General features: G+C 60.0%; 11 protein-coding genes. 9 read left to right on the forward strand and 2 right to left on the reverse strand.

What is annotated here, in order from left to right:
* Window positions 1-124 precede the first annotated feature (124 nt).
* From FBZ99_RS03885 to FBZ99_RS03905, 5 genes are all read left to right on the forward strand, one after another.
* On the forward strand, window positions 125-388 hold the full coding sequence (locus FBZ99_RS03885; protein ID WP_145631441.1) for a hypothetical protein: 264 nt from the start codon (window positions 125-127) through the stop codon (window positions 386-388).
* A gap of 65 nt (window positions 389-453) precedes the next feature.
* The gene (locus FBZ99_RS03890; protein ID WP_145631444.1) at window positions 454-831 is read left to right on the forward strand and encodes an antibiotic biosynthesis monooxygenase family protein; all 378 of its coding nucleotides are present in this window, start codon (window positions 454-456) and stop codon (window positions 829-831) included.
* A complete protein-coding gene (gene speB / locus FBZ99_RS03895; protein ID WP_145631447.1) occupies window positions 812-1,765 on the forward strand; it encodes an agmatinase in 954 nt (317 codons plus the stop codon). The genes FBZ99_RS03890 and speB overlap by 20 nt, the downstream gene beginning before the upstream one ends.
* 136 nt (window positions 1,766-1,901) lie before the next feature.
* Window positions 1,902-2,834 (forward strand): N-acetyl-gamma-glutamyl-phosphate reductase, encoded by a 933-nt coding sequence (argC, locus tag FBZ99_RS03900; protein ID WP_145631450.1) that lies wholly within the window; start codon window positions 1,902-1,904, stop codon window positions 2,832-2,834.
* Window positions 2,835-3,268: 434 nt separating this feature from the next.
* The gene (locus FBZ99_RS03905; protein ID WP_145631453.1) at window positions 3,269-4,585 is read left to right on the forward strand and encodes a DUF2778 domain-containing protein; all 1,317 of its coding nucleotides are present in this window, start codon (window positions 3,269-3,271) and stop codon (window positions 4,583-4,585) included.
* Window positions 4,586-4,608: 23 nt separating this feature from the next.
* Here FBZ99_RS03905 and FBZ99_RS03910 read toward each other — a convergent pair whose 3' ends face one another.
* A complete protein-coding gene (locus FBZ99_RS03910) occupies window positions 4,609-5,712 on the reverse strand; it encodes a COX15/CtaA family protein (protein ID WP_113354723.1) in 1,104 nt (367 codons plus the stop codon).
* Window positions 5,713-5,824: 112 nt separating this feature from the next.
* Here FBZ99_RS03910 and FBZ99_RS03915 point away from each other — a divergent pair, with 112 nt between their 5' ends.
* Both FBZ99_RS03915 and FBZ99_RS03920 read left to right on the forward strand, forming a co-directional pair.
* Window positions 5,825-6,034 carry a DUF2842 domain-containing protein gene (locus FBZ99_RS03915; RefSeq protein ID WP_069616272.1) on the forward strand — a complete coding sequence of 70 codons (210 nt, stop codon included), beginning with the start codon at window positions 5,825-5,827 and terminating at the stop codon, window positions 6,032-6,034.
* Between the two features lie 135 nt (window positions 6,035-6,169).
* Window positions 6,170-7,426: a GNAT family N-acetyltransferase gene (locus tag FBZ99_RS03920; protein WP_145631455.1), complete on the forward strand. Its 1,257-nt coding sequence runs from the start codon at window positions 6,170-6,172 to the stop codon at window positions 7,424-7,426.
* Here FBZ99_RS03920 and FBZ99_RS03925 read toward each other — a convergent pair whose 3' ends face one another.
* Entirely contained in the window at window positions 7,427-9,682 is a 2,256-nt protein-coding gene (locus FBZ99_RS03925) for a GumC family protein (RefSeq protein ID WP_145631458.1), read from the reverse strand.
* Between the two features lie 191 nt (window positions 9,683-9,873).
* Between FBZ99_RS03925 and FBZ99_RS03930 the strand changes: the two genes are divergently transcribed.
* Together FBZ99_RS03930 and FBZ99_RS03935 are read left to right on the forward strand one after the other, a co-directional pair.
* Complete coding sequence (locus FBZ99_RS03930; protein WP_069616269.1) at window positions 9,874-10,449, forward strand: polysaccharide biosynthesis/export family protein; 576 nt, start codon at window positions 9,874-9,876, stop codon at window positions 10,447-10,449.
* A 12-nt stretch (window positions 10,450-10,461) separates the two neighbouring features.
* Window positions 10,462-11,607: a glycosyltransferase family 4 protein gene (locus FBZ99_RS03935; RefSeq protein ID WP_145631461.1), complete on the forward strand. Its 1,146-nt coding sequence runs from the start codon at window positions 10,462-10,464 to the stop codon at window positions 11,605-11,607.
* The last annotated feature ends 66 nt before the right edge of the window (window positions 11,608-11,673 follow it).

Below are 11,673 nucleotides of genomic sequence, written 5' to 3' on the forward strand. Positions count from 1 at the left end.
GGATTTTTGGAAAGGCCGGGTTTTCCCGGCCTTTTTCTTTTACATCATGAGAAAAGATGCAGATCCGCCAAGGCAAGCGGCACATTTTGTGGCAAAGTCCCGATACAAGCACCGGGAGAGTTCAATGCGTGGATTCATCTTTTCGCTTCTGCTTTTGATCGCCAGCGCCGCACCCGTTCTGTGTGACGATGCCCAGTCAGCTGCGCCAGCCGAAACCACGGCGGAAATGCAGAGTATGAAGGATTTTCTCCAGGCAAACCCGGATTGTCGCGAATTCAACGACAGCTGCTCCTATTGTGTCGTGACCGATGGGCGGGCCGATTGCTCGACGCCGCAGATCGCCTGCGTGAAAAAGGCGTATCAATGCACCGCTCGATCAGGCAAATAGTCTCTGGATCTGGCTTACGATTCCAGCCCGAATTTCGAGATTTGACCGCTCCCCGGAGAAACACCATGAGCAAGAGTACTTCGTCGCATTTTGCGGCTACTCGCGAGCCGCCCTATTACATCGTCTCTTTCGCCTCGATCCGCACCGAAGGCGACAACGGCTATGGTTCGATGGGCGAGCGCATGGAAGAACTGGCAAGGGCGCAGGATGGCTTTCTTGGGCTTGAAAGCGCGAGAAGTGCCGATGGTTTCGGCATCACCAACTCCTTCTGGCGGGACGAGGAAAGCATCCTCGCCTGGAAGAACGTGGTGTCGCATCTGGCTGCGCAGAAACTCGGGCGCGAGCGCTGGTACGAAGAATACAAGGTTCGCATAGGTAGGATAGAACGGGCCTACGACTTTCAAGCGAGCAAAGGAGAGGCCCTTGCCGAGCACATCGATTGACCATGCCTTTACCGCGGCAAGCCTGACCTCGGCTGCGAGCGACCCGACCTTTGCCGGCACGCTCTCCTTCATGCGCCGCCGCTTCACGAAATCGCTTGATGGTGTCGATGCCGTGGTTTGGGGCATCCCCTTCGATGCCGCCACCTCGAACCGGCCGGGAACGCGTTTCGGACCGCAGGCGATCCGCCGTGCGTCGGCCATCTTCGACAATGATCCGCAATATCCGTTCAATCGCGATCTTTTCGCCGAGATGGCCGTCATCGACTATGGCGACTGCCTGCTCGACTACGGCAATCATCAGGAGACACCCGCTGCAATCGAAAGACAGGCGGCCACGATCCTGGACAGCGGCGCCTTCATGCTGACCCTAGGGGGCGATCACTTCGTCACATGGCCGTTGTTGAAGGCGCATGCCGCCAAGCATGGGCCGCTGGCACTGGTGCAGTTCGACGCCCATCAGGACACCTGGTTCGATGACGGCAAGCGTATCGACCACGGCTCCTTCGTTGCGCGCGCCGTACGCGACGGGCTGATCGACCCGGACCGCTCCATCCAGATCGGCATCCGCACGCATGCGCCCGAGGATTTTGGTATCCAGATCCTCTATGGCCATCAGATCGAAGATATGAGCGCCGGCGATATCGCTTCGATGATCATTTCTCATACCAAAGGCGCACCAACCTATCTGACCTTCGATATAGATTGCCTCGATCCGGCCTATGCCCCGGGCACGGGAACGCCGGTCGCGGGCGGCCCTTCCAGCGCCAAGATCCTGTCGGTGCTGCAGCGGCTGCATCAGCTGGATATCCGGGGGGCCGATGTCGTCGAAGTGTCGCCCGCCTACGACCACGCCGACATCACCGCCATTGCGGGGGCGACCGTGGCGATGTATATGCTCGGTCTCCACGCCGAACGACGTGCGAGCGGTCGTTGAGACATGATTTCGGGATAGGTGGGACGGTTTTCGAAAGCCGCCTTCTGCTTCCACAGCGGCCGTTATGAAATTGAATCAACTGCATGGCAAACTGAGTCCGGAAACACTCTGAACCTATTGAAAGAGCAGGAATAAGATGGCACCGAAAATCTTCATCGATGGCGAACACGGAACCACGGGCTTGCAGATCCGCACGCGCATGGCCGACCGCCGCGATGTCGAGCTGCTGTCCATTCCCGAAGCCGAACGCCGCAACGCCGCCATGCGCGAGGACATGCTGAATAGCGCCGATATCGCCATCCTCTGCCTGCCCGACGACGCATCGAAAGAAGCGGTAAAGATGGTGGCGGGCAACAACAATGTCCGCGTTATCGACACCTCGACAGCTTTCCGCATCCATCCCGACTGGGCCTATGGCTTTGCCGAAATGGACAGCAACCAGGGCAGTAAGATCAAGGCAGCACGTTTCGTCGCCAATCCCGGCTGCTATCCGACAGGTGCGATCGGTGTCATTCGGCCGCTGCGCGCCGCCGGCATCCTTCCGACGGACTATCCCGTGACGGTCAATGCCGTGTCGGGCTACACGGGCGGCGGCAAGCAAATGATCGCCCAGATGGAAAATCCGGATCATCCGGATGCGATCACCGCGCCGCACTTCCTCTATGGCCTGCCGCTGACCCACAAGCATGTGCCCGAGATGACGACCCACGGCCTGCTGGAGCGCGCGCCGATCTTCTCGCCCTCCGTCGGCCGCTTCCCCCAGGGCATGATCGTGCAGGTGCCGCTGCATCTTAGCGATCTCGCGGAAGGCGCGACGCTGGAGAGCATTCATGCCGCGCTCGTCGAGCATTATGCCGGTCAGGATATCGTTCAGGTCGTTTCGCTCGATGAGAGCCGCGCCCTGCCCCGCGTCAACGCCGTCGAGCTCGCCGGCAAGGACACGATGAAGCTCTTCGTCTTTGGCACGCCGGGCGGAGCGCAAGTCAATCTGGTGGCGCTGCTCGACAATCTCGGCAAGGGCGCATCTGGCGCAGCCGTACAGAACATGGATCTCATGCTGAGCGCCTAACTCAGCCCGACGCAAATCGAAGCTTGTTCGGCCCGGCCCGTTCATCCGCAGAGGATCGATCAGGCCGGGCTTTTTACATGCCCGCAAGGGGTTTTGCGCGATTTCGAGCTCGCCATTGTTTGCGGCCTTATTTTTGCCGCTGCTCTAAATTAGCCGAAGCTACACGGAAAAGTGAATGCCTGTGAGGCTCCGCGACCAATTGTCGGCCGGATTTCCTCTTTAACGGCTTTGCTGGTCCGAATGGGCGGGACGTTTAAAACTATCCCTTTTTTCAATGAATATCCAAGAATGAGCCATCGTAAAGGAATTGGTTACCATAATTCGGCATGCTTCCAGACAGCCGGCAAGTTGGCGACCGAACGCGACACTCGCGTTAGGGCGCGTGTGCGTTCTTGAGCCGGCTTGGTGTCTGTGTAGTTTGGATAACGAGTATCATGGCGTTCGTGACCGAAACGTTCGGTAACTTCAATTCGCGCTCCGGCTACGCCTCGCGATCAAAAAAATCCTTCAGCATCCGTCCCGGCACCCTGGCCACCGGCGTCGCAGTCGCTGCTTTCGCCTGGATCGCGGCGACGCTGATGACGACGCAATCGATGGTGCTATCGCTTCCCGGCGCAGCGGCGCCGACCGATAATTTCCTGGCGCCCCGCGCATCGGCATTCATCGTTCCGCCAAGCCGCGCGGCTCATCCCGTCCGTTACGCCAGCCAGACGACCTCGCTGCATGGACAGAGCCGCTTCGGCGGCATCGCAGACGCGGATGTTCAAACGAAAGGTGTCGGTGCGGACGCTGTTCGACTGCAACTAGCCTATGCGCTTGCACAGCAGACCTCCGAAATGAAACAGGCGCAGGACGTAGCGGCGAGCATCAAGAGCGGTCGTATCGAAGTGGCCGCGGCTTCACCCGAGAAGATCGACCATTTGCGCAAGGTCATCGCCATAAACTTCGCGACTGCAGTGCAATCGCTGAGCCAAGCAAAGTATGCAGCCGCGCTGATACCTGCCGCAAGTCCTCTAAAGACGACCGGACAGCCGGCTGCGGTTGCTTCGGCAGCCCCCGCGGTAAGCTTGCCCGCCGTTGCGGAAGCCAAGCCGTTGCCCGCCAAGGACGCCGACATTGCGGTGGCCGAAGCCGTTCTGAACGTCATTCCGGTGGCCCGCCCTGCCCGCGAGACACCGACACCCATGCAGCGCGCCAATGCCACGAGCGCGATCGCCAGAGCGACGGGCGACGAAGCAACCGCTCAGCCACCATCACGTCTCACGGCGTATGCCGATCCGGATGACAGTTCCGTGCGCAAGACGAAGCCGTTCATCAATCCGTTTGCGGCGATCAGCCCCGGCGCAGGCACGGCGATCTACGACATCGAGGCGAAAACCGTTTATTTGCCGAGCGGCGAGCGCCTCGAGGCCCATTCCGGCCTCGGCCACATGCGCGACAATCCCCGCTATGTCGACCGCAAGAATACCGGCCCGACGCCGCCTGAAACGTATAACCTGACTTATAGGGAAAGCCTGTTCCATGGCGTGCAGGCGCTGCGCCTGACACCCGCAAACGGCGCTCGCGTCTATGGCCGCGATGGCCTGCTGGCTCACACCTACATGCTCAGAGGCGGCCGTGGCGAATCGAATGGCTGCGTGGTCTTCAAGGATTACAACCGCTTCCTGGCTGCCTTCCGGCGTGGCGAAATCAAGCGATTGAAAGTGGTCTCGCGGATGTCGTCGGCGGCAAGCGTCGCTTCGGCACGGTAAAAGGATTCGAGGCGCAAAGCGCCTCAATCTCTCACGACGATCGAGGTCTGGCGCGGCAATTCGCCATAGAAACCGCGCCAATTGGCAATCGCAAAGCCGAAGACGATCAGGGCGCCGGCCTGATGTGCCAAGGCCAAATGCAGCGGCACGTGCAGCAGCAGCGTCGAAATGCCGAGGATCGCCTGGATCAGCACAAGCACGAAGAGAACGACGGATCGCCGCGCATGGGTCGTTTGCGCCGCCGCGCGCAGCGAGATGATCATGTTGACGGCGACCACGGCGAAGAGCGCATAGGCGCCGAGGCGGTGAACGAACTGGACCGTCTTCGGGTTCTCGAAGAAATTGATCCAGCCCGGCGACTGTATGAAAAGATCACTCGGTACGACGGCGCCATCCATCAGTGGCCAGGTATTGTAGCTGAGGCCTGCATCGAGACCGGCGACGAGCGCGCCGAGATAGATCTGAAACAAGGCCATAAAAGCAATCAAACCGGCGAGTTTTGCTGAATGACGTGTAGGCGGCGGCTCGTTCGAATGCGGCGACAGGGCGCGCATGAACCACATGCAGGCGGCAAAGATCAGACAGGCCGTCACGAGATGCGTCGCAAGGCGATATTGGCTGACGTCGGTGCGCGCTTCGAGCCCCGAGGAGACCATCCACCAACCGATCGCGCCCTGAAGGCCGCCGAGGAGGAAAATGCCCGCAAGCGGCAGCCAGAGCTTGCGCTCGACGCGGCCCGTCAACACGAAGAACAGTAGCGGCAGGCCAAAGATGATACCGATGGTGCGGGCCAGCAGGCGATGAGCCCACTCCCACCAGAAGATGCCCTTGAACTCTTCGACCGTCATATCCTTGTTCAGGATCTGGAATTGCGGGATGCGCTTGTAGAGATCGAATTCGTCCTGCCATTCCTGCGCATTCAGCGGCGGGATAACGCCATGGATCGGCTGCCATTGTGTGATCGACAGGCCGGAATTGGTGAGGCGCGTGGCGCCTCCCACCAGCACGAGACCGAAGAGAACCAGAAGCACACAGGCGAGCCAGATTCGTATAGCGCGACGATTGCGGTCCTGCCGGGCCACTTCCTTCAAAATGGCCTGTTCGGTCGTAAAATTAGTGGCAGCCATGGCTTCTCCCTTCGATCAGGCTGTTGATTTGCCCGATAGGGGCGTGCAAAACAAGTCCCGGGAGTTTGCGGCATGCCGTCGCGGCATGTTGCCATAATGAGGAGAAAACCCCGTGCCCCTTCGCCTGCGCAAATTCATTGGCATGATCCTGCTGGTGCTGCTGGTTGCAATCTATGCGATCGTCGCCATGATCGTTGCAGTGCGAACGCTTGCAGATCAACCCGGCTGGGTGCATTTCCTCTATTTCCTTTTCAGCGGCATCATCTGGGTGCTGCCGGCAATGGGCATCATCAAGTGGATGGCCGGGCCGCGCCCGCAGTAACGCGCGTTCTGGCAGGATTTACATTAGGCTAACCCTGATCCGCACCTTGTCCGGCGCGAGTGTCCCATCTTAAGCCAAAAATAAGCCGTTGCCCGCCAGACTGCGCCCGAATACCGCCGGAGCGGAGAAGATCGGATGCAGACCCAGACGCGAGATATCGCTGGCATAGCCGCCGAAGCAGCGGATAAGCGGATTGCGTCCATCGAGATGGAGCCTGCCGCCGCCGATCAGTTGCGGGTCGACATCTTCGACAGCATGGCACCGCTCGAAGCCGAATGGCGCGCGCTGGAACGGGACGATCTCAACTCGCTGCACCAGAGCTATGACTGGTGCGCAGCTTGGGTGGAGAACCTCGAACGTCCTCTCGCCATCATCCGGGGCTCGATCGGAGACCAGGTTGCTTTCATCCTGCCGCTCGAAATCATTCGCAGTCGCGGGACAAGACGAGCCGAGTTCATCGGAGGCCACCACAACAATATCAATACCGGATTGTTTTCAGCCGAGTTCCTGGAGAATGGGGGTTTGACGGCTCCTCAGGCGAGCGCCATCTCGGCGGCTTTGCGCGGCAAGGCGGACGTCGTCATCCTGCGCAACGTCCCGCTCGAATGGCGCGGCCGCAAAAATCCGCTCGCTTTGCTGACGTCGATCGAAAATCAGAACCACGCCTTTCAGATGCCCTTCCTCGGCAGTTTTGAAGCAAGCCTAAAGCAGGTCAATGCCAAGCGCCGGCGCAAGAAGTTCAAGCATCAGAGCCGGCTTCTCGATGCCAGGGGCGGCTACGAATATGTGATCGCCGGTCCTGACGAGCAGGACGCATTGCTCGATCTGTTCTTCCGGCAGAAGGCGATCCGCTTCGAGGATGCCGGCCTGCCCGATGCGTTCAAGGATGGCCGGATCAAGGCTGCGCTGCACGCCATGTTGCGCCGACGCCAAGGCGATGGCATCGGCGCGACGCTGGAGATGCATGCGCTGCGCCTAAAAGGCGAACACGAGGGCCATATTCCAGCCATCGCTGCCCTGTCCCGCAAGGGAGATCATGTCATCTGCCAGTTTGCCTCTATCGATGAGGCTCTGGTTGCGGAGGCGAGCCCCGGCGAATTGCTGTTTTGGCTGATGATCGAGCGGCTGCATCGCGAAGGCGTCGCGCTCTTCGACTTCGGTATCGGCGACCAGATTTACAAGCGTTCCTGGTGCCCGATGGAAACGGTGCAGTATGATCTCTTCCTGCCCGTCTCAGGCATGGGGCGTCTCGCGGCGATGGCGAACCGGGTCATCACGCGTACGAAGGTCGCGATCAAATCCAATCGCAAGCTCTATTCCTTCATCCAGCGGCTGCGGGCACGGCATGGAGCCGGCACCGCATCGGATGATGGAGGCGGCGACGCGGATTGATCAGGCTGCGTCCCGGCGCGTGTCCGGATCATGCTCCTCGCGCCAGCCGGACATCAGAATGATGTGCTCGTAGCCGGCCTTCTGGAATTCCGTCATGGCAGCGATGAACTGGCTTTCGTCGGGCTCAGGCATGGAGAGGATGATTTCCGTCTCCTTGCTGCGCGTCAGCCGTGCGACGCCGGAGACTTCAGCCGCGCCACATTCCACCAGAACGATGTCATAGGCCGAACCGAGTGCGTCGAGGATCAGCGACAGACGATCGGCGCCGCGCATGGCACGGGCAAGGTCGCTCATGCCCTGCGGCACGAGATGGGCATCCGACAGGCGATCCGGATGGATCGTATCGGCAAAGGCCGCTTCGCCGCAAAGCAGGTCGGTTACGCCAGGAAGTTCGTCATGCTCTGCCATGAGTCTGGAGGGACATCCGGTGCCGGTCATATCGACCAGCACGATACGGCTCCCCGCATCGGCGATGGTCCGCGCCAGCATGACAGTCGCGGTCGAACCATTATCACCGGTCGGAGATATGGCGATCGCCAGCCGCGAGCCGCTGTCGATCAGATAATCCGCGACGGATTGGATGGAGAAATCTTCCTCTTCCTCCGTCGCGCGAGCAGCCTGCCTGGGTTCATGGTCCGGAGCGATTGCAGTGCCCGGGGCGGCAGCGGCGTCGGGCGCAATTGCAGTGTCTGCAACATGAACCGCGATGTCTTCTGGCGGGATCGAAAGCATGCTTGCCGGCGCCTCGGCACCGCTCGCGCTCGCAACTGCCCGAACCGGAGCAGGTTCGACGACGGGTCGAGTGCGCTTCGCCGTCTCCAGCATGACGGCATCTTCCCTGCGGGCAGGCCCGACCGGCCGCAATGCACGGCCGCTGAACAGCTCCGCGAGCATGATAACGATGGCCGTGAGGATGAAGGTGGCAAGGGTAGCGACGATGACGATCGGGCCGACTTTCGGGAAAGAGGGATCGACCGGTTCGACCGCCGTGGAAACGATGCGCGCATCGGCAGGGCTGGAATTCTTGTCGACGCGAGAGGCCGCTTCGCGATAACGGGCAAGATAGGTCTCTAGCAATTGTCGCTCTGCCGCAGCTTCACGCTCCAGCGCATTGAGGCCCACTTCGTCCTCCCCTGCCCGGGCGCTATCGGCCTTCAGCGTATTCGATTGGGCGAGGAGCTGCTGTTCGCGCAGCTGCGCTACCTTCGCCTCGTTCTCGATGCTTGCCAGAATCCTCTGGGTCTCGCGATCGATCTGCTGACGGATATCGACGAGCTGCGCCCGCAGGCTCTTCAGCCGTGGATGCCCATCCATCAGCGTCGTGGACAAATCCGATATCTGCGACTCGAGATTAGATTGGGTCGCCTTCAGCCGCTGAATAGTTTGCGAGCCTGCGACGTCCGCAAGCGTATCGGTCGAACGGCCGCTGGACAGTGCGCTGCGCACCGCCTGCGCCCTCGCCTCGGCATTGGCCTTGTCGCCACGCACCTGCGCCAGCTGCGTCGAGATATCCGCGAGCTGCTGCGTGGCGAAATTGTTGTTCTGACTGGTCTGGAGAAGACCGTTGGCGGAACGATAATCCGCAACTTTCTTTTCCGCCTCGCTCACCTTATCGCGCAGCTTGGCGATCTCCGGCTCCAGCCAGCGCGTCGCCTCGCTATTGGAATCGAGCTTGGCGCCGCTCTGCATGGATAGATAGACCTGCGCCATGGCATTCGGCACGCTGGCGGCGAGATCCGGATTGCGGGACGTGAAGCTGATGCCGATCACGCGTGAGCTGTTGATCTGATAGACCTGCAGGCGGCTGTTGAAGGCGTCCAGCATCCGCTCTTCCGGGGCCTTGTCGGCCGCCGCCCGCTTCAGATGCAGCTTGATCAGAATATCAGAGAGAGCAGAACCGTTGTTGCCGGCGGCGAATTCGGGACGATCGTAGAGCTTGAGATTGGTAATGACCTGCTTCACCAGATCCGCCGACTGCAGGATCTGCACCTGGCTGGCAATATTCAACTCGTCTAGCAGCGGGCCAGCACCGGCATCGTTGCCCGATGTCGTCGCCGCAAAGGCGGGCGCACGCTGCTCGATGAGGATGCGGGCCTCGCTGCGATATTCCGGCGACATGACCTTGGCGATCGCGAATGCCGCGCAGGCGCCAGCCAGCGTGATGGCAACGACGCGCACCCGCCGCTGCCACACAGCGCGAAAGAGCTGAGCGAGATCGATGTCCACATCCTGCTGGGTGTTGTTGACACCGGACATATGCAAAACTCCATAATAGAAAGCCAAAATTAATCGTAAACGACTATGGTAACCCAAGCGTTAATAGTATTTCGCCAGCATTATTTTTGGCATCTCTAATTTTTTCCTGGAATTTGATTTACTCTTTACCGACCGTTAACCCTAACGGATCGATAACGACGGCAGTGTCTTCCCTTTCTAATGAGCGCGAAATGCCCTTCGCAAAGTCAAAGATTGTCCTTGCACTCGGCATGGCTGCCGTGAGCGCCGCGCTCACTGGCTGCAACACCTATCAACCGGCACCCAAGGCCTTCAACGAGGCCACGATCCAGCCCTATACGCTTGATAGCGGCGACCGGTTGCGCGTCACGGTGTTCGATCAAGCCGGGCTGACCAACACCTATACTGTCGATCAGGCCGGCTATATCGCCTTCCCGCTGATCGGCCAGGTTGCTGCCCGCGGCCGCACGCTGCAGCAGCTCTCCGGCCAGATCGCGCAGAAGCTTCGCCAGGGATATATTCGCGATCCAGACGTCACCATCGACATCGACCGCTATCGCTCGGTCTATATTATGGGCGAAGTCGGCCAGCCGGGCCAATATTCCTATGTGCCGGGCATGACCATCCAGAATGCCATCGCGGTCGCAGGCGGGTTCACCAGCCGGGCCAACCAATCCAACGCGGATGTCACCCGCAAGATTAACGGTCATGTCATGACTGGACGGGTCGGCATCTCCGATCCGGTGCTGGCAGGCGACACCATCTATGTCAGAGAGCGGTTGTTCTAACCGCGACCGCTCATGGCCCGACCGCTTCGAATCCTTCACTGCTTCAGATCGCCCGTCGGCGGGGTCTTCCGCCATGTCCGGGATCTGGCGGAGGAACAGAGCAAAGCGGGCCATGAGGTCGGCATCCTTTGCGACAGCCTGACGGGCGGCGAGCATGAGGATCGTCTGTTCGACGATATCGCGCCATTCCTGGCTCTTGGCGTCGTCCGTCTGCCGATCCGACGGCAAATTACCCTCTCGGATGCTGCGACACTGTGGAGTAGCTATAAAGAAATCAAGAGTTTGCGGCCGGATGTGCTGCACGGGCACGGCGCCAAGGGCGGCCTGCTTGCGCGCGTTCTCGGCTCGATCCTGCGGGTCAACAGGTGTCGCGTAGCCCGCCTCTATACAGCGCATGGCGGAAGCCTGCATTTCTCGCGCGGCTCGTTCCAGGGCATGCTGGTGCACAGCCTGGAACGGATGCTCGAGTTTCTCACCGATGGCCTGATCTTCATTTGCGACTTCGAACGCCGCACCTATGAAAGAAAGATCGGCAAGCCGCGCACCCGCTCTGTGATGATCTATAACGGCATCAGCGAAAGAGATTTTCGCACCATACCGACACGATCGGACTCCGTGCATTTCGTCTATATCGGCATGCTGCGGGACCTCAAAGGTCCCGATCTGTTCGTGGACGCCTTTGCAAAAACGGAGCGGCGGATCGGCAGGCCGCTGTCAGCGCTGATGATCGGCGACGGACCGGACAGAGACAAATATCACCGAATGATGGTCGAACGGGGCCTCGGTCACCGTATCGGCATGCTACCCGCGATGCGCGTGCAGGAAGCCTTCACGGTATCACAGAACATCGTCGTCCCCTCGCGCGCCGAGGCCATGCCCTATATCGTTCTTGAAGCGCTCGCAGCCGGCAAGACCGTCATCGCCTCGCGCGTCGGCGGCGTTGCGGAAGCGCTTGGCGAAAACAGCGCAGCACTCGCCAAACCGGAAGATGCCGATGACCTCTCGCGCATCATGGCCGAAGCGATCACAGAACCGCTATGGGGCGCTCGCAACATGCCCGATATCGGAACGATACGATCGAATTTTTCGGCTTCGGCCATGGCGCGGGATACTTTGCACTTGTATCGAAATATACTTGGCCTGAACGAAGACGGTTAGAATACAGGCAAGTGTTGTAAGTGTTTCTTAGCTGATATCTGATAGGCCTTGTCCGGTAACGACTGG

The organism is Rhizobium sp. ERR 1071, from assembly GCF_007828675.1.
Lineage (GTDB): Bacteria > Pseudomonadota > Alphaproteobacteria > Rhizobiales > Rhizobiaceae > Rhizobium > Rhizobium dioscoreae.

What these genes read in the sequence shown, in the direction of transcription:
- FBZ99_RS03910 (WP_113354723.1), bottom strand. Translation starts at nt 5,712, where the DNA reads ATGGCTGCCACTAATTTTACGACCGAACAGGCCATTTTGAAGGAAGTG.
- FBZ99_RS03905 (WP_145631453.1), top strand. Translation starts at nt 3,269, where the DNA reads ATGGCGTTCGTGACCGAAACGTTCGGTAACTTCAATTCGCGCTCCGGC.
- argC (WP_145631450.1), top strand. Translation starts at nt 1,902, where the DNA reads ATGGCACCGAAAATCTTCATCGATGGCGAACACGGAACCACGGGCTTG.
- FBZ99_RS03885 (WP_145631441.1), top strand. Translation starts at nt 125, where the DNA reads ATGCGTGGATTCATCTTTTCGCTTCTGCTTTTGATCGCCAGCGCCGCA.
- FBZ99_RS03935 (WP_145631461.1), top strand. Translation starts at nt 10,462, where the DNA reads ATGGCCCGACCGCTTCGAATCCTTCACTGCTTCAGATCGCCCGTCGGC.
- FBZ99_RS03920 (WP_145631455.1), top strand. Translation starts at nt 6,170, where the DNA reads ATGCAGACCCAGACGCGAGATATCGCTGGCATAGCCGCCGAAGCAGCG.
- FBZ99_RS03890 (WP_145631444.1), top strand. Translation starts at nt 454, where the DNA reads ATGAGCAAGAGTACTTCGTCGCATTTTGCGGCTACTCGCGAGCCGCCC.
- FBZ99_RS03925 (WP_145631458.1), bottom strand. Translation starts at nt 9,682, where the DNA reads ATGTCCGGTGTCAACAACACCCAGCAGGATGTGGACATCGATCTCGCT.
- FBZ99_RS03930 (WP_069616269.1), top strand. Translation starts at nt 9,874, where the DNA reads ATGCCCTTCGCAAAGTCAAAGATTGTCCTTGCACTCGGCATGGCTGCC.